The 24,172-nt window shown below is 46.7% G+C and carries 22 protein-coding genes; 17 read left to right on the forward strand and 5 right to left on the reverse strand.

Annotation, left to right across the window (positions count from 1 at the left end):
* The first annotated feature begins 71 nt into the window (after positions 1-71).
* Complete coding sequence (locus MHB63_09780; GenBank protein ID MEK3806817.1) at positions 72-914, forward strand: biotin/lipoate A/B protein ligase family protein; 843 nt, start codon at positions 72-74, stop codon at positions 912-914.
* Positions 915-2,181: 1,267 nt separating this feature from the next.
* On the opposite strand, the gene MHB63_09785 is transcribed toward MHB63_09780, so the two are convergent.
* Positions 2,182-2,943, reverse strand: a complete 762-nt coding sequence (locus MHB63_09785) for an RsfA family transcriptional regulator (protein ID MEK3806818.1) — start codon at positions 2,941-2,943, stop codon at positions 2,182-2,184.
* 285 nt (positions 2,944-3,228) lie between these two features.
* Here MHB63_09785 and MHB63_09790 point away from each other — a divergent pair, with 285 nt between their 5' ends.
* From MHB63_09790 to MHB63_09800, 3 genes are all read left to right on the forward strand, one after another.
* Positions 3,229-3,453 carry a DUF1450 domain-containing protein gene (locus MHB63_09790; protein MEK3806819.1) on the forward strand — a complete coding sequence of 75 codons (225 nt, stop codon included), beginning with the start codon at positions 3,229-3,231 and terminating at the stop codon, positions 3,451-3,453.
* A gap of 125 nt (positions 3,454-3,578) precedes the next feature.
* Entirely contained in the window at positions 3,579-4,880 is a 1,302-nt protein-coding gene (locus MHB63_09795; protein ID MEK3806820.1) for an HD domain-containing protein, read from the forward strand.
* A 76-nt stretch (positions 4,881-4,956) separates the two neighbouring features.
* Positions 4,957-5,463 (forward strand): YwgA family protein, encoded by a 507-nt coding sequence (locus MHB63_09800; protein MEK3806821.1) that lies wholly within the window; start codon positions 4,957-4,959, stop codon positions 5,461-5,463.
* 216 nt (positions 5,464-5,679) lie between these two features.
* Here the strand turns inward: MHB63_09800 and MHB63_09805 are convergent, their stop codons facing one another.
* Complete coding sequence (locus tag MHB63_09805; protein MEK3806822.1) at positions 5,680-5,865, reverse strand: 2-hydroxymuconate tautomerase; 186 nt, start codon at positions 5,863-5,865, stop codon at positions 5,680-5,682.
* A gap of 82 nt (positions 5,866-5,947) precedes the next feature.
* On the opposite strand from MHB63_09805, the gene MHB63_09810 reads away from it, so the two are divergent.
* Together MHB63_09810 and MHB63_09815 are read left to right on the forward strand one after the other, a co-directional pair.
* On the forward strand, positions 5,948-6,613 hold the full coding sequence (locus MHB63_09810) for a site-2 protease family protein (GenBank protein MEK3806823.1): 666 nt from the start codon (positions 5,948-5,950) through the stop codon (positions 6,611-6,613).
* Positions 6,614-6,625: 12 nt separating this feature from the next.
* Positions 6,626-7,141: a YwhD family protein gene (locus MHB63_09815; GenBank protein ID MEK3806824.1), complete on the forward strand. Its 516-nt coding sequence runs from the start codon at positions 6,626-6,628 to the stop codon at positions 7,139-7,141.
* A 140-nt stretch (positions 7,142-7,281) separates the two neighbouring features.
* Here MHB63_09815 and MHB63_09820 read toward each other — a convergent pair whose 3' ends face one another.
* On the reverse strand, positions 7,282-9,348 hold the full coding sequence (locus MHB63_09820) for a PBP1A family penicillin-binding protein (GenBank protein MEK3806825.1): 2,067 nt from the start codon (positions 9,346-9,348) through the stop codon (positions 7,282-7,284).
* Between the two features lie 247 nt (positions 9,349-9,595).
* Here MHB63_09820 and speE point away from each other — a divergent pair, with 247 nt between their 5' ends.
* The 5 genes from speE (at position 9,596) to MHB63_09845 (ending at position 14,456) form a co-directional block, all read left to right on the forward strand.
* Complete coding sequence (gene speE / locus MHB63_09825; GenBank protein ID MEK3806826.1) at positions 9,596-10,426, forward strand: spermidine synthase; 831 nt, start codon at positions 9,596-9,598, stop codon at positions 10,424-10,426.
* A gap of 16 nt (positions 10,427-10,442) precedes the next feature.
* Positions 10,443-11,324, forward strand: a complete 882-nt coding sequence (gene speB, locus MHB63_09830; GenBank protein ID MEK3806827.1) for an agmatinase — start codon at positions 10,443-10,445, stop codon at positions 11,322-11,324.
* A 163-nt stretch (positions 11,325-11,487) separates the two neighbouring features.
* On the forward strand, positions 11,488-11,919 hold the full coding sequence (locus MHB63_09835; protein ID MEK3806828.1) for a DUF1934 family protein: 432 nt from the start codon (positions 11,488-11,490) through the stop codon (positions 11,917-11,919).
* Positions 11,916-13,586 carry an arginine--tRNA ligase gene (gene argS, locus MHB63_09840; GenBank protein MEK3806829.1) on the forward strand — a complete coding sequence of 557 codons (1,671 nt, stop codon included), beginning with the start codon at positions 11,916-11,918 and terminating at the stop codon, positions 13,584-13,586. Before MHB63_09835 ends, argS begins: the two co-directional genes overlap by 4 nt.
* 438 nt (positions 13,587-14,024) lie before the next feature.
* A complete protein-coding gene (locus MHB63_09845; GenBank protein MEK3806830.1) occupies positions 14,025-14,456 on the forward strand; it encodes a hypothetical protein in 432 nt (143 codons plus the stop codon).
* 11 nt (positions 14,457-14,467) lie between these two features.
* On the opposite strand, the gene uvsE is transcribed toward MHB63_09845, so the two are convergent.
* Together uvsE and cls are read right to left on the reverse strand one after the other, a co-directional pair.
* The gene (uvsE, locus tag MHB63_09850; GenBank protein ID MEK3806831.1) at positions 14,468-15,424 is read right to left on the reverse strand and encodes a UV DNA damage repair endonuclease UvsE; all 957 of its coding nucleotides are present in this window, start codon (positions 15,422-15,424) and stop codon (positions 14,468-14,470) included.
* A 16-nt stretch (positions 15,425-15,440) separates the two neighbouring features.
* Positions 15,441-16,643 carry a cardiolipin synthase gene (gene cls / locus MHB63_09855; protein ID MEK3806832.1) on the reverse strand — a complete coding sequence of 401 codons (1,203 nt, stop codon included), beginning with the start codon at positions 16,641-16,643 and terminating at the stop codon, positions 15,441-15,443.
* A 206-nt stretch (positions 16,644-16,849) separates the two neighbouring features.
* Between cls and MHB63_09860 the strand changes: the two genes are divergently transcribed.
* The 6 genes from MHB63_09860 (at position 16,850) to MHB63_09885 (ending at position 24,160) form a co-directional block, all read left to right on the forward strand.
* The gene (locus MHB63_09860) at positions 16,850-18,961 is read left to right on the forward strand and encodes a heterodisulfide reductase-related iron-sulfur binding cluster (GenBank protein MEK3806833.1); all 2,112 of its coding nucleotides are present in this window, start codon (positions 16,850-16,852) and stop codon (positions 18,959-18,961) included.
* Between the two features lie 148 nt (positions 18,962-19,109).
* Positions 19,110-20,288, forward strand: coding sequence for an acetyl-CoA C-acetyltransferase (locus MHB63_09865; protein ID MEK3806834.1), 1,179 nt, complete (start codon positions 19,110-19,112; stop codon positions 20,286-20,288).
* Between the two features lie 17 nt (positions 20,289-20,305).
* Positions 20,306-21,160: a 3-hydroxybutyryl-CoA dehydrogenase gene (locus tag MHB63_09870; GenBank protein MEK3806835.1), complete on the forward strand. Its 855-nt coding sequence runs from the start codon at positions 20,306-20,308 to the stop codon at positions 21,158-21,160.
* A 24-nt stretch (positions 21,161-21,184) separates the two neighbouring features.
* Positions 21,185-22,324 carry an acyl-CoA dehydrogenase gene (locus tag MHB63_09875; GenBank protein ID MEK3806836.1) on the forward strand — a complete coding sequence of 380 codons (1,140 nt, stop codon included), beginning with the start codon at positions 21,185-21,187 and terminating at the stop codon, positions 22,322-22,324.
* Positions 22,325-22,354: 30 nt separating this feature from the next.
* A complete protein-coding gene (locus MHB63_09880; GenBank protein MEK3806837.1) occupies positions 22,355-23,494 on the forward strand; it encodes an acyl-CoA dehydrogenase in 1,140 nt (379 codons plus the stop codon).
* A 27-nt stretch (positions 23,495-23,521) separates the two neighbouring features.
* Positions 23,522-24,160, forward strand: coding sequence for a TetR/AcrR family transcriptional regulator (locus MHB63_09885; GenBank protein MEK3806838.1), 639 nt, complete (start codon positions 23,522-23,524; stop codon positions 24,158-24,160).
* The last annotated feature ends 12 nt before the right edge of the window (positions 24,161-24,172 follow it).

Consider the following 24,172-nt stretch of genomic DNA (forward strand, 5'->3'; position numbering starts at 1 on the left):
GGCCGCTGTCTCTTTTTTCTTGAGCTCATGCTATAATATACATGTTTATAAACGCTAAGGAGTCTACGAAGATGTCTTTTGAAACACTGCTGAAACAGGATGAATGGAAAATTGTCGACCAGTCCAGTCTCGGGCCTCATTTTGATGCGAGGCAGTCCTTTGCCATGGATGACACCTTGTGCACGGCTGTCGGAAACGGCACATCGCCAGCAACGGCGAGAACATGGGTACACCACAAAACGATTGTACTCGGCATTCAGGACACAAAGCTTCCTTATCTGCAGGATGGAATTGCTTTTTTAAAGGAGCAGGGCTACCGCGTCATTGTCCGGAACTCCGGCGGTCTTGCCGTTGTGCTGGATGAGGGGGTCCTCAACATTTCGCTAATTTTTCCTGAGACAGATAAAGGAATTGATATAAACCGCGGCTATGACACGATGTGGGATCTGATCAAACGGATGCTGAAGCCTTATAATGCGGAGATTGAAGCCCGTGAAATAACCGGTTCGTACTGCCCAGGCAGCTATGACCTCAGCATCGGCGGGAAAAAGTTCGCAGGGATTTCGCAGCGAAGACTTCGCGGGGGAATAGCTGTTCAAATCTATCTTTGTGCAGATGGAAGCGGCTCAGAGCGTGCTGAGCTCATCCGCAGATTTTATGAGCTAGCCAAAAAAGGGGAGCAGACAAAATTTGCGTATCCGGAAATTGTTCCGGAAACAATGGCATCGCTGAGCGAGCTGCTTCACGATGAGATCAACGTACAGTCGCTGATGCTTTCTTTTCTGAAGACACTGAAGGAGCTGAGCGGAAGAATCTATTCAGCATCCCTCTCTGTTGATGAGCAGGTGCTGTTTGAAAAAAACCTGCTTCGGATGTATGACCGGAATGAGAAGGTATTTGGGACCGTTCAATAGATGGCAAAAAAGCAGGCAGGAGGGGAGTTCCTTGCCTGTTTTTTTGTACTCGTCTTCACTGTACAAAGTTTGTGCTGTAAACCAGTGCTTAAAAGCACTTTAGCATCTTCCCAGAAAAGAGTTTGTGCAGCAAACCTGGTTTAAGAGCACTAACGTATCTTCCCAGAAAAGGGTTTGTGCTGCTAACAAGGTTTAAGAACACTTACACGTCTTCCCAGAGAAGAGTTTGTGTTGCTAGCAAGGTTTAAGAGCACTAACGTATCTTCCCAGAAAAGGGTTTGTGCTGCTAACAAGGTTTAAGAACACTAACGTATCTTCCCAGAGAAGAGTTTGTGCTGCTAACCAGGTTTAAGAGCACTAAGGCATCTTCCCAGAAAAGGGTTTGTGCTGCTAACAAGGTTTAAGAATACTAAGGCATCTTCCCAGAGAAGAGTTTGTGCTGCTAGCAAGGTTTAAGAGCACTAAGGCATCTTCCCAGAGAAGAGTTTGTGCTGCTAACAAGGTTTAAGAACACTAAGGCATCTTCCCAGAGAAGAGTTTGTGCAGCTAGCAAGGTTTAAGAGCACTAACGCATCTTCCCAGAGAAGAGTTTGTGCTGCTAGCAAGGTTTAAGAACACTAACGCATCTTCCCAGAGAAGAGTTTGTGCTGCTAACAAGGTTTAAGAGCACTAACGCATCTTCCCAGAAAAGGGTTAGTGCTGCTAACCAGGTTTAAGAGCACTTTAGTATCTTCCCAGAAAAGAGTTTGTGCTGCTAACAAGGTTTATGAGCACTAACGCGTCTTCCCAGAGAAAAGTTTGTGCTGCTAGCAAGGTTTAAGAGCACTTTAGTATCTTCCCAGAAAAGGGTTTGTGCTGCTAACAAGGTTAAAGAACACTAACGTATCTTCCCAGAGAAGAGTTTGTGCTGCTAACCAGGTTTAAGAGCACTAAGGCATCTTCCCAGAGAAGAGTTTGTGCTGCTAACCAGGTTTAAGAGCACTTTAGTATCTTCCCAGAAAAGAGTTTGTGCTGCTAACCAGGTTTAAGAGCACTAAGGCATCTTCCCAGAAAAAAGTTTGTGCTGCTAACAAGGTTTAAGAACACTAACGCACCTTCCCAGAGAAGAGTTTGTGCAGCAAACCAGTTTTAAGAACACTAACGCCCCACCACAATCCGCCGTTAGCGCTCCAAAACTCTTTTTCAAGCACTTTCTCCTCACGAAACAAGAGCATTCAGCCTTTTAATCTTCAACTAAAAAAGATGCCCCATCAGGACATCTTTTTTATCACTCCGCCAGCTTCTCCAAATTGCCGTTCCGGTCCATTTTGAACTTTGTGGCCGGACGCTCTTCTTCTTCAAATAAGACAAGCTTTCTTGCACGGTTCATGATTTTCATGAGTGTTTCGTAATCTTCCTGCACCATGACGGTATCCTGCTCGAGCTGTGATACTTTTATGGCAAGATCCTGGTTTCGCATGGAAAGCTCGTAGTTCTCTCGCTTTAATCTCTCATTCTCAAGTTTGAGCGCATTTACGTGCTCGATTGACTGAGAATATGATTCTAGAAATGAAATGACCTGGCTCATGGTCAGTTCGGCTGATGGTGAAGGCACAGAAGGCACAGAAGGTCTGCGGGCTGTAAATGGAATCTCATAAGTTTCTTCCATGTGCACATCTTCCTGGTAGGCAGGGTGTGTCACAGCAGGCAGTTCTTCTTGTTCATAGACAGCCGTATGAATTTCTTCAGGTACAGGTACATTCTCAGTTTCAGGCGGAGAGTAGAGCAGCTGCTTTTTGGCGGGCTGTCCTTTTCCGGCTGCGCGCATTTTTTGCTTGCGCTGTTTTTTGGCAAGCTGAAGCGCTTTTTCATAGTTATGGCGGACAACGGCGTTCCAGCGGAATCCGCAGGCGGCCGACGTGCGGTTAAGCTTGTCTCCTACTTCTTCAAAGGCATTCAGCTGAGTGCTTCCTTCACGCACATGGCGGAGGACGGTTTCAGCCAATAACAGATCATCTTCTTCTGACCAGGCGTCTTGTCGCTGTTTCATGTGTTCCAACTCCCTTAATAAAAGTGTAGATAGAATAATTTCTTAAGATGCGAAGCAGATAAAATGTGCATCCGCTTTTCATTAGATAAATAGTTGTGTATTTTCTTGTTACCATTCTGGCCAGATTGGGCGGGTTTTATACAAAAACTTTACAAGGATAGTAGATTTTCTAAAAAGGAATTCTTTCTAGAAGTTATTTCCCCCGGCTTGCATTGGCGTTCAAATAGCTGTAAAATACCAAATAGTGTTTGAACGTGATTCACAGAAGGAAAGGGTTGTAAGACAGTGGCAAATGAATTCAGAATATGCGACGATTGCCAGGCAACCAACATGAAGACGTTGCTGCCGCGCCTGAAAAAAGTGGATCCTGATGCGAAAATTGACATCGGGTGCCAGTCATACTGCGGTCCAGGCAGAAAAAAATCGTTTGCGTTTGTTAATAACCGTCCGCTATCAGCTCCGAATGAGGACGAGCTGATCGTTAAAATTGAAACAAAACTGAAGAAATAATATCACCATTGGCACATCCTGCAGTGGTGATTTTTTTATCGGATTCATTTTGAAAATAATGGTTGAAGCCATCATTTCCAAATCGATATAATGGATACAAGTCAAGATGGAAGAGGGAACTTTAAGTGGCCATTAGCGGAAAGCTTTCTGAGGAAAAAGTGTTTAAAGATCCGGTACACAGATACATCCATGTAAGGGACAAGCTGATTTGGGATCTGATCGGAACGAAAGAGTTTCAAAGGCTCCGCAGGATCAGACAGCTCGGAACGACTTATCTTGTCTTCCACGGAGCAGAACACAGCCGGTTTAATCATTCTTTGGGAGTCTATGAAATTGTGCGGAGAATCGTAGATGACGTGTTTAAAGGACGTCCTGAGTGGAATGATGACGACAGGCTTCTTTCGCTTTGCGCAGCCCTTCTGCACGATTTAGGGCACGGTCCGTTTTCGCATTCATTTGAAAAAGTGTTTCACATGGATCACGAAGTCTTTACACGGGAGATCCTGACGGGTGATACGGAAGTGAATGCCGTCCTGCGCCAGATGGGAGACGATTTTCCGAAAAAGGTTGCCGAGGTTATCGGCAAAACGTATGAGAATAAGCAGGTTGTCAGCCTTATTTCAAGCCAGATTGACGCCGACCGGATGGATTACCTGCAGCGGGATGCTTATTTTACGGGAGTCAGCTACGGACATTTTGATATGGAGCGGATTCTCAGAGTCATGAGGCCGCGCGAAGATCAGGTGGTCATCAAGCAAAGCGGGATGCATGCTGTAGAAGATTACATTATGAGCAGGTACCAAATGTACTGGCAGGTGTATTTTCATCCTGTCACACGGAGTGCAGAGGTTATCCTGACAAAAATTCTCCACCGTGCGAAGCAGCTTCACAAAGACTACTACACATTCAGGCAGGACCCGGTTCACTTTTATTCTATTTTTGAAGAGGAAGTCACCACGGAGGATTATCTGAAGCTTGATGAGTCCGTTGTGATGTACTATTTCCAGCAGTGGCAGGAGGAAGCTGATCCGATCCTGAGCGACCTTTGCAGGAGGTTCATGAACCGTAACTTGTTTCAATATGCGGAGTTTAATCCTGCTGCAACAGTGGAAATGAAGAAGCTGATGGAGCTTACAGCTTTGTTTAAAAAAGCAGGCATCGACCCTGACTATTATCTTGTAGTGGATTCATCGTCTGACCTTCCTTACGATTTTTACCGTCCGGGAGAGGAAGAGGAGCGTCTTCCGATTCATCTGCAGCTGCCAAACGGAGATTTGCGGGAGCTTTCCCGCCAGTCGGAGATTGTAGATGCGATATCAGGGAAGCGCAGAACCGACCACAAGCTGTATTTTCCATTAGATCTCATAAAGGATATGTCATCAAAACGAACAGCGAAGAAACGGATTATGGAATTGCTGAATGTTTAGGCCGGGAGCGGACCGCTTCAGTACACAATAAAAAGAGAGAGATACTGTGAAAATACAAGGTTAGGAGTGTTGGGGTTTGCTGAATGAACACGCAAAGCTGATGAAGGTCTTTTCTTCTTCGGGTGAGATTACCGGGCGGAAAAAGCTGCAGAAGATGATCTACATAGCCAAAAAGATCAATCTTCCTTTTTATGAAAAATATGATTTTCACTTTTACGGACCATATTCAGAGGAACTGACACTAAGAATTGAAGAGCTCTGCAATCTCGGGTTTTTAAATGAAATGCACGAGAAAAAAGGCGGGTATTTTCAGTACCGCTACTCCCTGACAGAGGCAGGCGAAGAGTTTCTTGCCAATTATGAGCCGGACATGCCGCCGATGCAGGAATGCATGCAGGATTTAAACGGTCAGTCCGCCAGATTCCTCGAGCTTGTCTCGACCGTTCTGTACTTCGATTCCCTTGAAAAAGAGGAAGTAAAAGAAAAGGTCTTTACGCTTAAGAGCAAGCAGAAATATACAGAAGAAGAAATCAGCCAGGCGTATGAGTACATAGAGGCAATTCGTACGAAGGCTTTTCAATAGAAAATCCCCCGGGCTTTGCCGGGGGATTTTGTTTGGTTATTTAGCGGGATTTTCAAGCGATATAAGACTATGAACAACTGACAAAGTTATCATCGGCAAGCGTAAGCGCCTAGATCCTCTGTCAGAACAAATCCGGCAAAAAAGGCGGGACCCGGACTTTTCTGCCGGATTCTTATCTGCCTATCGGAGCGGGTCTTGGCGCTTCCGCTTTTGTTATTATTGATCACTAAGTCTCTTTCCGCCAACACCATAATGATTTTTGCTCATTTCTTCAATAAATACAGTGACTTTCTCGGCAGGAGCGCCTGTTGTTTCGGATACAGCTGCAGTTACCTTTTCGACTAATGCCTTTTTCTGGTCTTCTGTGCGGCCTTCAAGCATTTTTACAGTTACGTATGGCATGTTACACTCTCCTTTTTGTATTCTAGCTGGATTCTTCTATAGTATACTTGAAGGAGAATAGAATGTTTAGCGAGGAGAATGATTGGTGGAATTTTTGGCGTTTGAATTGGAGCTCATTCCGTACGTTGTGATTGTGCTTGCGATTGCGTTTTCGGTGCATGAGTTTGCCCATGCGTATGTGGCCTTTAAATTTGGAGATCCTACTGCAAAGAATCAGGGAAGGCTGACCCTGTCGCCGCTGAAGCATCTTGATCCGATCGGGACGATCCTGATTTTTATTGCCGGCTTCGGATGGGCGAGGCCGGTTCCGGTCAACCGGTTTTATTTTAAAAAGCCGCGGCTTGCCGGAATACTCGTATCGGCTGCCGGGCCCCTCAGCAATTTGCTCGTCGCTTTTATTGGCCTGGCGTTATGGTATATACTTTTAAGTACAGGGGTTTTGACCGGTTTGTCATCAGGTATGGCAGAAAGTCTGGAGCAGTTTTTTAACATCCTTGTGGGATTAAATATTACCCTGTTCATTTTCAATCTGTTTCCGTTTCCGCCGCTTGACGGATACCGGATCCTTGAAGATCTGGCGCCTTCGCGCATCCGGGCGAAAATGACGCAGTTTGAAAACTACGGGATTGTCGTCTTTTTGATTTTAGTTTTGACACCGCTTGGCAAGTACACGATTTATCCTGTTTTTGATTTCGGCAGAGAAGCTGTTATGACTGTCTTTTATACAATACTCACCCCGTTTTTCTAGGAGGTTATTTTAATGGAGCAAGATAAGAAAAAGAAAAAGGTCGCGTTTAATATTATTAAGAACGATCCCACTGACGGCCACGGCGGCTACGGGGTCGGTGCACTGAGCCTTGAGAATATTTCGCCTGTCTTTATAGATGTAAATGAAGGGGAAGCTTTTGTCGACATCGGTGCGATGCATGCGAGAAGCACGGTTGAAAAGGGCATTAAGTTTCTTCCGAACAAGGAAGATGTGCCGAACGGAAAGCCGTTCTGGCTCGTATGGGTGACCATTGACCGCAAAGCGGAAGGGCCGTACTACGCTGGTGTAACGGCTTGTGAAATGACGGTCGACCGTGAAATCAGAAGGGGCTATAAGTCGCTGCCTGAACACGTAAACAAGATGGATAAATCCCTTAAGCGCCATATTATGGTTGATCACATGGATGCACCTTCTAAAGGGGTTTTGATGAACTTTTTGAAAAACCATAACGCAGACATGTGGAACAACTCCGGTGCGGAGCTGAAAACAGGGCTCGGAGAATCGTGACAATCCTGTGACGTTCCTGTGAACAAATTGTCAAATTCTTTCGATTTTAGTAAACTGAAGATAGCTTATAAAGCTAGGACACGAAAAACCCCGGACCATGGGCGGTCCGGGGTTTTTCATCTTTTAGGGGCGGCTGCTGCCTAGTCCCACCATTTCCATACATTTTTGTACCACGTTTCTTCCTGCTTTTCTTCACCTTTTTGAGGACTGCTGTTCCCGTCTTCTAAGTGATCAGTGCAATATTCCGTCGGCTCTGTGCCTTTTACGAAATAAGCGAATCTCTTAGTAGGACAGTTGTCAGATGCGAGCTTGCCTGTCTTCGGATTGATGTAGACGCCGATGACGCCTTTTGGAGGGGAGAAAGCCTTCACGGACTCATCCTTCAGCGCTTCTTCCATAAACCCGGCCCAAATATCCTTGGCATAGCTGCGTTCTGCTACTGCATCGATTGTCTGGTCTTTATCGTAGCCTGTCCAGACACCTGCAACAAGCTGCGGGGCATAGCCGATCATCCAGCTGTCGGTCTTTGTCGTACCGGATTTTCCTGCATATTCCCGCGAAAGCTTCGGGATGATGGCATGGCCGGTAACGGATGTATAATCATTCAGCTGCTCATCAAACATTCCAGTCATCAAATGGGATGTGACAAAGGCTGCTTCTGCGTTCAGTACTTGTTCACCTGTTTTTTCCTTCTGGTAAATAACGTTTCCTTCTGCATCTTCCACTCTTTTAATGAAAGAAGGCTCGATTTGCTTGCCGCCGTTTGCAAGCATCCCGTATCCGCCGACCATTTCAGAAAGTTTTACGGGAGACGTGCCTAATGCAAGGGACGGCACCTTCTGCAGCCTGCTTGTAATGCCCAGTGCTTTTGATGTATCAATCAGTTCATTCATGCCAAGGAAAAGGTGTGTTTTCACAGCATAGATGTTGTCTGAAAGTGCAATGGCCTGTGCAAGCGTAATATCGCCGTCTGCATAATAGCCATTATAGTTGCTTGGCTTGTAAACCGATTTGCCGTCCTCAAATTTGAACGTATACGGTTCGCTTTTCAGCAGGGTAGAAGGGGTGAACCCTTTGTTCACTGCGGCATAATAGAGAAACGGCTTCATAGTCGAACCAGGCTGTCTCTTAGCCTGCGTAGCCCTGTTGAAGGGGCTTGCTGAATAGTCTCTTCCGCCGATCAGCGCCTTTACCTGCCCCGTTTTCGGGTCCATGGCCATAAAGCCTGCCTGGATGGCTGAGTCTTCATCAATGATGTCCGCCATCTTCTGCTCCGCCATTTTTTGCATCTCAAGATCGAGGGTTGTGAAAATCCGCAATCCCCGCGTTTCAATTGTGACTCTGTCAAGGTTGAGCTTTTCAGACAGCTCTTTCATGACAGCATCCTGGAAATACGGGGCTGATTCGGGTGCTTTGACAGCTTCGACTGCTCTGTATTTTAATGGCTCATTATAGGCTTTATCTGCTTCTGCCTGAGAGATCAGCTCTTGGTTCACCATCGTTTTCAGGATCAGTTCCTGCCTGCTTTTCGCACGCTCCTGATTGTCAAAAGGAGAATAAGAGCCTGGGGCTTTAGGGATTCCTGCAAGCATTGATGCTTCAGCCAGGGATAATTCTGCGGCCGTTTTGTCAAAATAATACCTGGCGGCAGCTTCAGCTCCGTATGCCCCGTGTCCGTAGTAAATTGTATTTAAATAGCCTTCCAGAATTTCTTCTTTGCTGTAATTCAGCTCAAGGCGTATGGTGTAAAACGCTTCTGACAATTTTCGCTTCCATGTTTTATCGTGTCCAAGATAAAGGTTCCGTGCGTATTGCTGGGTAATGGTGCTCGCCCCCTGAACCTTTGCCATCGCTTTTAAGTCTGCTATCGCAGCACCGGCAATCCGTTTATAGTCAAACCCGTGATGACTGTAAAAGTGCCTGTCCTCGACGGCCACTGTCGCTGCCAGCAGGGAAGGGGACATTTCTTCGAGATTCACCCAGTACCGTTTGCCGCCGTGGTGGGTCCTTGCAATCTCAGACCCGTCACCTGCATACATAATGGAAGACTGCTGAACGGCCAGGGAAGGAGCACCCTGCCATTTAGCTGTAAGCATGATGGTGCCGAGCAAGACTGACCCTGTAAAAATGGCAATAAGACTGATAAAAAAAGCAGCTCGTACGGCTTTGATAGTTATGCGCATTCTCCGCGGCGTCATAACCTCCATGTTCCCCACCTCATTTCTGCATCTTTTCGGAATACGTGAAACCCGCATCCTTTCCTGTTAATCAGTATGAGAAAATCTCAGTCTTTTTAAACCTTTTCTATTAAAATTCTTCTTGCAATTTTGCTAGATTCATCTATACTTTTCCGTGAGGTTTTGAACTCGAAATTTGGCGAATCAGAATGACCGATTAGGGAATAATCGTTACTGTAGCTTTAAAAGAAACTATATATAGAAAGGAAGTTTTAAAATGGGAGGACATTGGTTTACAGAAAAACAAACCGAAAACTTCGGTATTACAATTAAAATTAACCGCACTTTACATACAGAGCAGACAGAATTCCAGAAGCTTGACATGGTCGAAACAGAAGAGTGGGGCAACATGCTTCTTTTGGACGGCATGGTTATGACGTCACAGGTGGACGAGTTCGTCTACCATGAAATGGTTGCTCACGTACCGCTGTTCACTCATCCAAATCCTGAAAACGTTCTTGTTGTAGGCGGAGGAGACGGCGGGGTTATCCGTGAAATCATGAAGCACCCAGGCGTGAAAAAAGCGACGCTTGTTGATATCGACGGAAAAGTGATCGAGTACTCTAAAAAGTACCTGCCTGAAATTGCCGGAGAGCTTGAAAATGAGCGCGTAGAGGTTAAAGTAGGCGACGGATTTATGCACATCGCAGAGAGCAATAACGAATACGACGTGATCATGGTTGATTCTACAGAGCCTGTAGGGCCTGCTGTGAACCTTTTCTCTAAAGGCTTCTATGCTGGAATTTCAAAAGCGCTTAAAGAAGACGGCATCTTTGTTGCACAGTCAGACAACCCTTGGTTCACGCCTGACCTGATCCGCAACGTGCAGCGTGACGTTAAGGAAATTTTCCCGATTACCCGTCTTTACACAGCAAACATCCCGACATACCCAAGCGGACTTTGGACGTTCACACTTGGATCGAAAAAATATGATCCGCTTGAAGTAAGCGAAGACCGCTTCCATGAGATCGAAACGAAGTATTACACAAAAGAGCTTCATAAAGCAGCGTTTGTCCTGCCGAAATTTGTAGCAGATCTTATCAAATAATCAGGAGGAAACACAAATGCGATTTGATGAAGCCTATTCAGGCAACGTTTTTATTAAAAGCCACCCGACATTCGAAGACAGCGAAGCCGTTCTGTACGGCATGCCGATGGACTGGACGGTCAGCTACCGTCCAGGCTCCAGGTTCGGTCCGACGCGCATCCGCGAAGTGTCTATCGGTCTTGAAGAATACAGCGCGTATTTAGACCGCGAGCTTGAGGAAGTAAAATACTTTGATGCAGGTGACATTCCGCTTCCGTTTGGAAATGCGCAGCGCAGCCTTGATATCATTGAAGACTTCATTGATAAACTACTGGCGGAGGATAAGTTCCCGCTTGGCATGGGCGGAGAACATCTCGTTTCCTGGCCGGTCATTAAAGCAATGTATAAAAAATATCCGGACCTTGCGATCATCCATATGGATGCCCATACAGATCTTCGTGAAGAGTACGAAGGAGAGCCTCTTTCCCACTCAACGCCGATCCGCAAAGCAGCCAATCTGATCGGACCGTCAAATGTGTATTCATTCGGGATCCGTTCAGGCATGAAGGAAGAATTTCAGTGGGCAAAGGAAAACGGCATGCACATCTCGAAATTCGAAGTGCTGGAGCCGCTGAAGGAAATCCTTCCGACTCTTTCCGGACGTCCGGTTTATGTCACAATCGACATCGATGTTCTTGATCCGGCACATGCACCTGGAACGGGAACTGTTGATGCCGGCGGGATTACATCAAGAGAACTGCTTGCTTCCATTCATGCGATTGCAGGCTCGGACATTCATGTTGTCGGTGCAGACCTCGTAGAAGTCGCGCCTATCTATGACAACTCTGAACAGACGGCCAATACAGCAAGCAAACTGATCCGTGAAATGATTTTAGGCTGGGTGCAAAAGCGCCCGTAATGAGAAAAGCTCCAGTTCAAAACTGGAGCTTTTTCATTTTTGGGTATAAATGACCCCAGAACGTCAACGATGATAACTACTACTTGCCTTCTATTGAATTTTCTGCCCGAAATCTTTATACTGGATAAGTTAATAGCGGATACTTTTATAAGGATGTGTGACAATGACGGCAAGCAAACCAGTTCAAGTGATCGTAAAAACGGAGATCAATCAGGGCGGGGACACAGAAAACCTGGAGCTTTTTACTTCCGGCGAACACTATGTAAAAAACAACGCCTCCTATTTAAGCTATCACGAGGAACACGAGTACGGAAAAGTAAAAACGGTCGTCAAATTCAGGGATGATGAAGTGTTTATTATGAGGTCCGGGGCCGTCTCCATGAAGCAGCGCTTTGTAAAAGATGTGGACACCATGACAAACTACAGGACGCAGTTCGGGGAACTCAGGCTTGAAACGTGGACAAAAACCATTTCTGTCAGGATGACTGACGGGAACGCAGGCGGCATCATCCGTGTTCAATATGAACTTCAAATCGGCGAAGAAGATTCGCATTCACATATGTTAACGATCATGTTTAGGGAGGAAAAAGGATGAACATCGTTGAGCAGGTTAAAGAACGGTTAAAGGACGAAATTAAAGCATCAGTACTTAAGGCTGGACTTGCAGAAGAAAGTCAGATTCCTGACGTGATCTTAGAGCTTCCGAAAGAAAAAGCCCATGGAGACTATTCAACAAACATGGCGATGCAGCTTGCGCGTGTTGCAAAAAAAGCACCGCGAGCAATCGCAGAAGATATTGTAGCTTCTTTTGATAAAGGAAAGGCGTCAATTGAAAAAATTGAAATTGCCGGACCCGGTTTCATCAATTTTTACATGAATAATTCATACCTCACAGATCTTATTCCGTCTATTCTTGACGCAGGAGAGGCATACGGCGAAGTGAACATCGGCAACAATGAAAAGCTTCAGGTTGAGTTTGTATCAGCCAACCCGACAGGCACGCTTCACTTGGGCCACGCCCGCGGTGCAGCGGTCGGCGATTCCCTGTGCAACATTCTTGATAAAGCAGGCTACGATGTTTCCCGCGAATATTACATCAACGATGCAGGCAATCAGATCAACAACCTCGCTCTGTCAGTTGAAGCGCGCTACCTTCAGGCTCTCGGACAGGACGCAGCGATGCCTGAAGACGGCTACCACGGCAAGGACATCATTGACATCGGCAAAAAGCTTGCTGATGAATTCGGCGACCGGTTTGTGTCAGAAAGCAAAGAAGAACGCCTTGCGTTTTTCCGTGAGTACGGCCTGAAATTCGAAATGGATAAATTGAAGAAGGATCTGGATGCTTTCCGCGTGCCGTTTGACGTCTGGTATTCAGAAACATCTCTTTACCAAAACGGGAAAATTGACGATGCTCTTGCCGTTCTCCGCGAAAAGGGACATATTTTCGAGGAAGACGGAGCGACATGGTTCCGTTCAACTGCTTACGGCGATGATAAAGACCGCGTGCTTATTAAAAACGACGGCTCTTACACGTACTTAACGCCGGATATCGCTTATCACAAAGATAAGCTTGACCGCGGTTTTACAAAGCTGATCAACATCTGGGGCGCTGACCACCACGGCTACATTCCGCGTATGAAAGCGGCAATTGAAGCCCTAGGATACGAAAAAGACACGCTGGAAGTTGAAATCATTCAGCTCGTTCACTTATATAAAAACGGCGAAAAGATGAAAATGAGCAAACGGACAGGCAAAGCTGTGACGATGCGCGATCTGATGGAAGAAGTAGGACTTGATGCTGTACGCTATTTCTTCGCGATGAGAAGCGCTGATACCCACATGGACTTTGACATGGACCTTGCAGCATCACAGTCAAACGAAAACCCGGTATTCTATGCCCAATATGCACATGCCCGCATCGAAAGCATGCTGCGCCAGGGGGCAGAGCAGGGACTTTCATACGAAGGTGTTCAGGACTTTAAAGATATAGCGTCTGAAAAAGAAGTCGAGCTTCTGAAAAAACTCGGCGAATTCCCGCAGGCAGTAGCAGAAGCAGCTGTAAAGCGGATCCCGCACAGAATCACAAACTACATTTATGATCTGTCTTCTGCGCTTCACAGCTTCTACAACGCAGAAAAAGTGCTTGACCCTGAAAACGAAGCGAAAAGCAAAGCGCGTCTCGCTTTAATGAGAGCAACACAAATTACATTGAAAAACTCGCTTACACTAATTGGAGTATCTGCTCCTGAAAAGATGTAAGGAAGAAAGAACGGCTGATGGCCGTTCTTTTTTTTGTAGGAAATGGCAGGAATCGTATGTTAAAAACGGCCGGCGCCAGGAAATAGCATAAGTAAAAGGCAGAATCGTACGTTATAAGTGACTTGCGCCAGGAAGATAGCATAAGAGCACAGGAGAATCGTACGTTATAAGTGGCTAACGCACGGAAGATAGCATAAGAAAACAGGAGAATCGTACGTTATAAGTGGCTGTCGCACGGAAGATAGCATAAGAAAACAGGAGAATCGTACGTTATAAGTGGCTGTCGCATGGAAGATAGCATAAGAAAACAGGAGAAACGTACGTTAAAAATGGCTGGTACCGAAAAGATAGCATACAAAAACAGCAAAGACCTCAAATTCAGTACCATCCACCCATAAAATTTCCTTAAAAAGGGTTTAATCGGTATGAGGGTGAGGTATGAAATCAACAGAATACATAAAGGAGGTCATGAAGATGGGATGTCTTTCTTCCATGATGAAAATTCCGGGCACAATCCTTGTCCTGTTTCTTGGGTGGGTTGCAGTGGACGGCTTGTTTAAAAATCTTTCGGCGGGAGCAATGGGGTATGCGGCAGCAAGCATGGTTTTCCTTGCGGTGTTTGCTGGGATTCTGTACATGATGTGGGGGAAAAACCGACATAGAGTCAGATCCAGAGTGGGGGATTATATGATGATGGTCCTGATGCCGCTCGGTACTTTCCTTGCGGGGTATGGAGCTTATGAAGGATTTAAGGAAGGTGAATATTTTCTGTCAATAGTCGCTGCTTTTTTCAGTATTGTTTTAGCCTTCCTGTCATGGGCTTCATTCTTAGCATTATTTGATAACGAAACAGAGGATCAGGGGGCTTAAGCCAACTGATCCTACCACACAACAGATCCTCCGCTGATCCGCTTTACACCCCGGATTGCGGAAATCTCCTCTACAAGCTTCAATACGGCACGGTCCTTCTGTTTCGCTTCAATCATAAAATCACTGTCCAAATCCATCTCTTTCAGCTTTTTCAAAAGAGGCATAATAAAATCCAGATCCACATAATCGGCATGGGCTCTGAGTTCCTTCTCTGATTTTGGGGAGGATATATGGATTTTCGGCTTTTTCCCGGTGCCGTCCCACGTCCGGGCAAACCTGATCAGCAGCTTCTCAAGATCATCCTCATCTGTTTTATTGGCAAAGCAGTGATGATAATCAAACATGAGCGGGATGTTTTCCTTCTCGCAGATTGCCAGTGTTTCGGATGTTGTATACGTTTTATCATCATTTTCAAGGGTCATCCGTGCTTTAATTTCAGCCGGAAGCTTTTTTATATTGCGGTGGAAGCGTTCTGTCGCCGTTTCTTTGTTCCCGTATGCCCCGCCGACATGAATGTTGATAAACCCTTCATCTTCAAGCCCCATTCCTTTCAGCAGGTCATAGTGATACTGCATATCAGCTACGGTATTTTCTGTAATATGGGGCTTATCGCTCGTGAACAAAGTGAACTGATTTGGATGAAAGCTCACCCGGAGCCTGTTTTTTTTCACTAAGCTGCCGATTTCCCGCAGAAGACCGCCAAACGGCGTCAGAAAATCCCACTTTACTTCAGGGTGGGTAGCAAGGGGAATGAGAGAAGATGAGAAACGGTAGAGCGGAATTTCATGGGCCACGCTGTAATGCAGAATGCGCAGCGTATGCTCAAGATTCTGCTTTGCAACAGTGTGAAGCGCTTGTTCGGCTTCTTCACGGTCAAGCTTGGAATAGCGGGCAAAAGTCATCGTTTTTGCAGGAGAACAGTCCCACAAGTTGAGAGCATTTGATACATAGCCGAACCGGATCTCCATGATATTCTCCTTTCGTTCATAAGAAATAAGATACGATGGAAGCGGTCTTCTCCATCACCCTCTGACGGAAAGATCTGCTGTTATAGTGGTCGAGGGTAAGCTTAGCTGAACTCTTCATATCTTTTATAACCGAGAGTTTCAGCTGTGAAATAAACGCTTCGTCATAAATCAGGCAGTTGAATTCATCATTTAAGAACAGGCTGCGCTTATCAAAATTGGCTGTCCCGATATCACAGAAGACGTCATCAACGACAATGACTTTCGCATGATAAAATCCATAATAATATTGATATATGTCACAGCCTGCCTTCAGAAGAGGACCGAAATAAGGGAAAGACGCCTCTTTCACAAGCGGATGATCCGCCTTCATCGGCACCATGATTTTGACTGAAACTCCCCGGTTCCTTGCGTTCAAAAGCGCTTTCATCAGTTTCTTTCCGGGAATGAAATAAGGAGAACAAATCAGAAGCTCCGTTTTTGCTTCTTTAACGAACGTGAGAAAATTCTTCTCAAGATCTTTGCCGGGAGTTGTAAGAAACCTGTGGCTGAATTTGCCTTGAGACAGGGAAGGAAAAAGCCCGGTTTCTTCTTCAGAATGCTCATCAGACGCAGCGTTCCAGTCTGTCAGAAACTGCCGCTGCAAATCCTGTACACCTTCCCCTGTAACACGCAGGTGATAATCTCTCCAGAAGCCAAACTTTGGATCTTTGCCAAGGTATTCTTTTCCGATATTAAACCCGCCTGTGTAGCCCGTCCTGCCGTCAATGACAGTAATTTTTCTGTGATTTCTTGTCTGTGAGCTGTAAAAAAAGAACGGCCATTTCGGTTTATGGGCAAAAGCAAAGGAAATGCCGCTTTCTTTCAGCTGTTGGATTTTCTTTTTTTCAAGCTTATGGCTGCCGACATAGTCAGCGAGCAGCCGCACGCTGATTCCCTGCTTCGCTTTTTTCTGCAGGAGAGAAAGAAAGGACTCGCTGTCGGCATCATTTTTTATAATATAAAATAACACATGAACGGAATGGGTGCTATTTTCAATATCTTCAAACAGCCGTTCATAAAAGTGCTGGCCTACAGTGAACAGCTCCAAATCACTTTTTCTTGGAGGAAAGCCAGTTGCTGCAGCCGTTTTTATGTGCTGTCTGCGACCAAAATAAAAGTCCATAGAGAGAAAGACAGCAAAAATAATCATAACCGCTGTGATAAAAAGAATGCCGTTCATTCTAAACCCTCCATGAATTCATCTATCTTTTATCTTTTACGTCCGGATGAAAAATTATCAGGGGAAGATTGAGTGAAAATCATTGACTGAATGCTCATTCATTATTATCATGTAAATATAGGTTGAATTCTGAAAATTAAATGGATTTAAAGTATTTAAAATCATGGGGAAACGGGAAATTTCATCACAGAAACGGGGGAGAGACAGTGGACGCACTGCTATGGGTCAACTTTTTGGCATTCATACTTGTAACCGCTTACGGAGTCAGTTTGTTTGTATACCTGATCCGTTCACGCATGGCTTATATCAAGCTCGGACGTAAACAGGAGTTTGATCAGCGATTAAATGAGCGGCTGAAAAACATTATGGTGAATGTTTTCGGCCAGAAAAAGCTTTTAAAGGACAAAAAGAGCGGAATCATGCACGTCATGTTCTTTTACGGATTTATCCTTGTCCAGTTTGGGGCGCTTGATTTTATTATTAAAGGGTTAATTCCGGATGCTCACCTGCCGCTTGGGCCGCTGTATCCAGGTTTTACATTCTTCCAGGAAATCGTCACGCTGATGATTCTTGTTGCGGTTGTCTGGGCTTTTCACCGCAGATACATAGAAAAGCTCGTTCGCCTCAAAAAGAATTTTAAAGCCGGTCTTGTTCTGATTTTCATCGGCGGGCTGATGCTTTCTGTTCTTCTTGGAAACGGAATGAACCTCATCTGGCACAATCACGAGCTGACGTGGACAGAACCGATCGCTTCAAGCTTTGCTTATCTGCTGAGCTTTGTCGGTGAAACGGGAGCTGCCGTCATCTTTTACATTTCATGGTGGGTTCATTTATTGATCCTATTAACATTCCTTGTCTATGTGCCGCAGTCAAAACACGCACATTTGCTTGCAGGCCCGGCCAACGTCTATTTCGGTCGCCTTTCGAACCCTGGAAAGCTAGAGAAAATTGACTTTGAAGATGAGAGTCAGGAGACGTTCGGGGTAGGTAAAATTGAAGATTTCAAACAGACGCAGCTGATTGACTTATATGCCTGCGTGGAGTGCGGACGCTGTACGAATATGTGTCCTGCAACTGGTACAGGCAAAATGCTGTCGCCGATGGACCTGATCTTAAGGCTTCGCGACCATTTAACGGAAAAAGGGGCTGCCGTCACATCGATGTCCCCGTGGGTTCCTGCCTATGCGTTTGCAGATACGAAAGGAAACCAGCTTGCTGCGATGGCCCAGGGACAGGGTTCACAGGAAGCTGCAGCATCACTTGCCTATAACCCGAGCCTGATCGGCGAAATCATCACAGAAGAGGAAATCTGGGCATGTACAACGTGCCGCAACTGTGAGGATCAGTGTCCGGTAATGAATGAGCACGTCGATAAAATTATTGATATGCGCCGTTATCTCGTTCTTACAGAAGGAAAAATGGACGCAGATGCCCAGCGCGCCATGACGAACATTGAGCGCCAGGGAAATCCGTGGGGCCTTAACCGCAAAGAGCGTGAAGACTGGCGCGAGGCGCGCGAAGATGTTCATGTTCCGACGGTGAAAGAAATGAACAAGGCAGGCGAAGAGTTTGAGTACCTGTTCTGGGTCGGCTCTATGGGATCTTATGACAACCGAAGCCAAAAGATCGCCCTTTCGTTTGCAAAGCTTCTGAACGAAGCGGGAGTGAAGTTTGCCATTCTCGGCAACAAGGAAAAGAACTCGGGAGACACGCCTCGCCGTCTTGGAAATGAATTTTTGTTCCAGGAGCTTGCGACGAAAAACATTGATGAATTCCAGAAAAATGAGATCAAAAAGATTGTCACAATTGATCCGCATGCTTATAACATTTTCAAAAATGAATATCCTGACTTTGGGCTTGAAGCAGAGGTATACCATCATACAGAGCTGCTTGCAGCGCTTGTTAAGGAAGGAAGGCTTGTTCCAAAGCATGAAGTGAAGGAAACGATTACGTTCCACGATTCCTGTTACCTTGGCCGCTACAACGAAGTGTATGAGCCGCCTCGCGAAATCTTGAAAGCCATTCCGGGCGTGAAGCTTGTCGAGATGAACAGGAACCGCGAAACAGGCATGTGCTGCGGTGCCGGTGGAGGTCTGATGTGGATGGAAGAGGATGCCGGTTCGCGTGTTAACGTGGCGAGAACGAACCAGGCGCTTGAAGTGAATCCGACGGTCATCAGTTCAGGATGTCCTTACTGCCTGACCATGCTAAGCGACGGCACGAAGGCAAAAGAAGTAGAAGAAACAGTCAGCACGTATGATGTGGCAGAGCTGCTTGAAAAAGCAGTGATTGGTGAAGGAAAAGAAAGTGCCGCTTAAAGTGTGAACAGCCAATAGTCTGAATAGGAAGGTGAGACGGATTTCGTTTCACCTTCTTGGCTGGACGCATACTGAGCGAGCGTTCAATCGACAGTTTTGTAACCGCTTTCTATAGGGTTTTTATAAAAATACGGAGGGATGATGAACGATGAACCGGACAGTCATTGTAAGCGGAGTGCGCACACCTTTTGGGAAATTTGGCGGAGGGCTCAGCACGCTGACAGCATCGCAGCTTGGCGGCATCGCCATTAAAGAAGCGTTAGAGCGTGCAGGCGTGAAAGCAGAGGAAGTAGATGAAGTCATCATGGGTTCTGTTCTGCAGGGCGGACAGGGGCAGATTCCTTCCCGCCAGGCAGCAAGACACGCCGGCATGCCATGGGAAGTTAAAACCGAAACAATTAATAAAGTATGTGCTTCCGGTCTTCGAAGCGTGACGCTAGCAGACCAGATTATCCGTGCAGGCGACGAGGAAGTCATTGTTGCAGGCGGAATGGAGTCGATGAGCAATGCGCCGTACATGATGCCAAAAGCAAGATGGGGCCTTCGCATGGGAGATGCAAAGGTTCAGGACATGATGGTTCATGACGGACTGACGTGCACATTTACAGGCGTGCATATGGGAACCTACGGAAATGAAACGGCATCGGAGCTTGAAATTTCAAGAGAAGCACAGGATGCATGGGCGCTCAGAAGCCATGAGCGGTCCGTCGCAGCCATTGAGTCAGGAAAACTGGGAGAAGAAATTGTTCCTGTCCCTGTACCGCAGAGAAAAGGAGATCCTATCATCGTTCAGCACGACGAAGCACCAAGAAAAGATACTTCAATCGAAAGGCTTTCAAAGCTGTCTCCCGTTTTTAATCAGGCAGGGACGATTACAGCCGGCAATGCCCCTGGAGTGAATGACGGTGCAGGCGCCCTTGTTCTCATGAGCGAGGAACGTGCGCAAAAAGAAGGAAAGCAGCCTCTGGCAACAATCCTTGGCCACACGGCCATTGCGCTTGAAGCAAAGGATTTTCCAAAAACACCGGGTCTTGTCATTCTTGAACTTTTAAAGAAAACGGGCAGAAAGCTTGAAGAAATCGATCTGTTTGAAATTAACGAGGCCTTCTCGGCGGTTGCTCTTGCAAGCAATCAGCTGGCAGGTCTTGATCCTGAAAAAGTGAACGTAAACGGAGGAGCTGTTGCACTCGGCCATCCGATCGGGGCAAGCGGAGCGCGGATTATCATCACATTGATTCACGAGCTGAAACGGCGCGGCGGCGGCATCGGTATTGCAGCCATCTGCAGCGGCGGCGGCCAGGGCGACGCGATTATGGTGGAAGTTTAATAGCAGGGGGGATAATAATGAGTATTCAAAACGTAATGGTAATTGGCGCAGGACAGATGGGATCAGGCATCGCACAGGTGTGCGCAATGGCAGGGTACAGCGTTTTAGTGAATGACCTGAAAGAGGAATTTGTTTTAAAGGGACTCGCATCAATTGAAAAAAACCTGCAGCGCCAGGTTGATAAGCAGAAGCTCACGGCAGATCAAAAGCAGGAGATATTAAGCAGGCTTTCTCCATCAACGGATCTTCAGGATGCAGCCGGGACGGACCTGGTCATTGAAGCAGCTGTTGAGAACATGGCGATCAAAACAGACATTTTTGCAAAGCTTGATAAAATCACGCCGGAAAGCACTATACTTGCCACAAACACTTCTTCCCTGCCGATCACGGAAATTGCGGCAGCAACAAACCGTCCGGAAAAAGTAATCGGCATGCACTTTATGAATCCTGTTCCTGTCATGAAGCTGGTTGAGATTATACGGGGCCTTGCAACGGCAGATGACGTGTATCAGTCGATAGAAGACATGACAAAGACGCTGAATAAAATCCCCGTTGAGGTCAATGACTTTCCCGGATTTGTTTCAAACCGCATCCTGATGCCGATGATCAATGAAGCGATCTATACGCTGTATGAAGGGGTAGCAGAGAAGGAAGCAATTGATGAAGTGATGAAGCTTGGCATGAACCATCCGATGGGGCCGCTTACGCTTGCTGATTTTATCGGGCTTGATACATGCCTGTACATTATGGAAACGCTGCACGAGGGCTTTGGCGACGATAAATACCGGCCGTGTCCGCTTCTCAGAAAATATGTAAAAGCAGGCTGGCTTGGACGCAAGACAGGCAGAGGGTTTTATTCATACGAAGGGTAATCGGACATCACAGGGGGACGGGATATGAATATTCGCTTCACGGAAGAACAGGAAATGATGAGGAAAATGGTTCGGGATTTTGCCCAGGCTGAAATTGAACCGTTTGTCGAACGGATGGAAAAGGGAGAATTCCCCCGGGACATCCTCCGGAAAATGGGATCACTCGGCCTGATGGGTATCCCTGTGTCGGAGCAGTACGGAGGAGCGGGAATGGACTTTACGTCCTACATTATCGCCATTCATGAACTCTCAAAGGTCAGTGCGACAGTCGGGGTCATCCTGAGCGTTCATACATCGGTAGGAACAAATCCAATCCTCTATTTCGGAACGGAAGAGCAGAAAAACAAGTACATTCCAAAGCTTGCAAGCGGCGAGTATCTTGGCGCATTCTGCCTGACCGAACCGGGATCAGGATCTGATGCAGGCAGCCTGAAAACAAAAGCAGTCAAAAAAGACGGCACCTACATCCTGAACGGCTCAAAGGTGTTTATTACAAACGGCGGAGAAGCAGATACGTACATTGTTTTCGCTTCTACGAACGCTGAGGCGGGCATAAAAGGGATTTCTGCTTTTATCGTCGAGAAAAACACAAAAGGACTTGTCATCGGAAAAGACGAACATAAAATGGGTCTGTACGGTTCAAGAACGGTTCAGCTTTCGTTTGAAGATGCAGAAGTGCCTGCTGAAAATCTGCTTGGCGAAGAAGGCGAAGGCTTTAAAATCGCGATGGCCAACCTTGACGTCGGGCGCATCGGAATTGCTGCCCAGTCTCTCGGTATTGCCCAGGCAGCCCTAGAAAAATCGGTTGAATACGCAAAAGAGCGCGTCCAGTTTGGAAGGCCGATCTCATCCCAGCAGGGAATCGGCTTCAAGCTTGCCGACATGGCGACAGCCGTCGAAGCTTCAGAACTGCTGACCTACAGAGCGGCATTCATGAGGGAAAACGGCATGCCGTGCGGCAAAGAAGCCTCCATGGCAAAGCTTTTCGCCTCCAAAACGGCTATGGAAACAGCAACAGAGGCCATCCAGGTCTTCGGCGGCTACGGCTACACAAAGGACTACCCGGTCGAACGCTACTTCCGCGATGCCAAAGTGTGTGAAATCTACGAAGGTACAAGCGAGATTCAAAGAATCGTCATCAGCAAGCATTTAACTAAGGGGTAAATAATAATAAGAACACGGGAGATGAACGCAATGTTTTTCAAACTGTCAGATGAACATGAAATGATCCGCAAAATGGTAAGAGATTTCGCTAAAAATGAAGTTGAGCCTACAGCTGCAGAGCGCGACGAAGAAGAGCGCTTTGACCGTGAGCTGTTCGACAAAATGGCTGAGCTTGGACTGACAGGAATTCCATGGCCGGAAGAGTACGGCGGCATCGGCAGCGACTATCTGGCATACGTCATAGCCGTAGAAGAGCTATCTAGAGTGTGCGCTTCCATCGGAGTAACCCTTTCAGCCCACACCTCGCTAGCAGGCTGGCCGGTTTACAAATTCGGTACAGAAGAGCAAAAGCAGAAGTACTTAAAACCAATGGCCCAGGGCGAGAAAATCGGTGCTTACGGACTGACAGAACCGGGCTCGGGTTCAGACGCCGGCGGCATGAGAACAACTGCCAAACTGAACGGCGATCATTATGTCTTTAACGGATCCAAGATTTTCATAACAAACGGTGGCATTGCTGATACGTATATTGTTTTTGCCGTCACAGATCCTTCAAGCAAGCATAAAGGCACGAGTGCATTCATCGTCGAGAAGGACTTTAAAGGCTTCTCCGTCGGCAAAAAAGAAAGCAAGCTCGGCATCCGCTCATCGCCTACAACCGAAATCATGTTTGAAGACTGCATGGTTCCGAAAGAAAACCTTCTCGGTCAAGAAGGAGAAGGCTTTAAAATTGCCATGATGACTCTTGACGGCGGCCGCAACGGCATCGCAGCCCAGGCTGTAGGAATCGCACAGGGAGCCCTTGATGCATCTGTTGCCTATGCGAAAGAGCGCCAGCAGTTCGGCAAGCCGATTGCACAGCAGCAGGGAATCGGCTTTAAGCTTGCTGATATGGCGACAACGATTGAAGCATCGCGTCTATTAACCTACCAGGCTGCATGGCTTGAGTCTGAGGGCCTTCCGTACGGAAAAGAATCGGCCATGTCCAAACTGTTTGCCGGAGATACGGCTATGAAAGTCACGACAGAAGCGGTGCAGGTGTTCGGCGGCTACGGCTATACGAAGGATTATCCGGTTGAACGCTACATGAGAGATGCGAAGATTACCCAGATTTACGAAGGCACTCAGGAGATTCAGAGACTTGTCATTTCGCGCATGCTGACAAAATAAAGGGCCTAAACAGGGAGGCGGTGGAACATGTCTAAACGGGAAGTGCATGCCTCTGTCAAAGATGAGAGGCTTGTGGAAAAGCGGCGTGACCAGATGATTAAAGGGGCGGTTCATCTTTTTAAACAAAAGGGATTCCACCGCACAACCACAAGGGAAATTGCCAAAGCGGCAGGCTTCAGCATCGGCACGCTCTATGAATATATCAGGCAGAAGGAAGACGTCCTCTACCTGGTCTGCGACACGATCTATGATCAGGTGCGCGACCGGCTGGAGAAAAACATCGACATGAAGCTTGGAACGATTGAGAGTCTCAAGCTTGCCATCGCAAACTACTTCAGAGTGGTGGATGAGATGCAGGATGAGGTTCTCGTCATGTACCAGGAAGCGAAGTCACTGTCACGTGACGCGCTTCCTTATGTGCTTCAAAAAGAAATTGAAATGGTCGGGATGTTTGAAAAGGTGATAGCAGGCTGTGCGGATAAAGGGGAAATCTCGCTTACAGCAACGGAAAGACAGCTGCTTGCCCACAACATCTTCGTTCAGGGACAGATGTGGGGCTTCAGAAGATGGGCCCTTCAGCGGAACTATACGCTTGAGGAATACATTGAAGTTCAGACCCAGCTGATTCTGCGGGGGATACAAAAAAGCGGAAATCAGCCGGAATAACGACAATAAAGG

It is taken from the genome of Bacillus sp. FSL H8-0547, from assembly GCA_038002745.1.
GTDB lineage: Bacteria > Bacillota > Bacilli > Bacillales > Bacillaceae > Bacillus_P.

Coding starts and splice junctions, on each gene's coding strand:
- MHB63_09780 (MEK3806817.1), top strand. CDS start 72: ATGTCTTTTGAAACACTGCTGAAACAGGATGAATGGAAAATTGTCGAC.
- MHB63_09785 (MEK3806818.1), bottom strand. CDS start 2,943: ATGAAACAGCGACAAGACGCCTGGTCAGAAGAAGATGATCTGTTATTG.
- MHB63_09805 (MEK3806822.1), bottom strand. CDS start 5,865: ATGCCATACGTAACTGTAAAAATGCTTGAAGGCCGCACAGAAGACCAG.
- MHB63_09815 (MEK3806824.1), top strand. CDS start 6,626: ATGGAGCAAGATAAGAAAAAGAAAAAGGTCGCGTTTAATATTATTAAG.
- MHB63_09820 (MEK3806825.1), bottom strand. CDS start 9,348: ATGGAGGTTATGACGCCGCGGAGAATGCGCATAACTATCAAAGCCGTA.
- speE (MEK3806826.1), top strand. CDS start 9,596: ATGGGAGGACATTGGTTTACAGAAAAACAAACCGAAAACTTCGGTATT.
- speB (MEK3806827.1), top strand. CDS start 10,443: ATGCGATTTGATGAAGCCTATTCAGGCAACGTTTTTATTAAAAGCCAC.
- MHB63_09835 (MEK3806828.1), top strand. CDS start 11,488: ATGACGGCAAGCAAACCAGTTCAAGTGATCGTAAAAACGGAGATCAAT.
- argS (MEK3806829.1), top strand. CDS start 11,916: ATGAACATCGTTGAGCAGGTTAAAGAACGGTTAAAGGACGAAATTAAA.
- MHB63_09845 (MEK3806830.1), top strand. CDS start 14,025: ATGAAATCAACAGAATACATAAAGGAGGTCATGAAGATGGGATGTCTT.
- uvsE (MEK3806831.1), bottom strand. CDS start 15,424: ATGGAGATCCGGTTCGGCTATGTATCAAATGCTCTCAACTTGTGGGAC.
- cls (MEK3806832.1), bottom strand. CDS start 16,643: ATGAACGGCATTCTTTTTATCACAGCGGTTATGATTATTTTTGCTGTC.
- MHB63_09865 (MEK3806834.1), top strand. CDS start 19,110: ATGAACCGGACAGTCATTGTAAGCGGAGTGCGCACACCTTTTGGGAAA.
- MHB63_09870 (MEK3806835.1), top strand. CDS start 20,306: ATGAGTATTCAAAACGTAATGGTAATTGGCGCAGGACAGATGGGATCA.
- MHB63_09875 (MEK3806836.1), top strand. CDS start 21,185: ATGAATATTCGCTTCACGGAAGAACAGGAAATGATGAGGAAAATGGTT.
- MHB63_09880 (MEK3806837.1), top strand. CDS start 22,355: ATGTTTTTCAAACTGTCAGATGAACATGAAATGATCCGCAAAATGGTA.
- MHB63_09885 (MEK3806838.1), top strand. CDS start 23,522: ATGTCTAAACGGGAAGTGCATGCCTCTGTCAAAGATGAGAGGCTTGTG.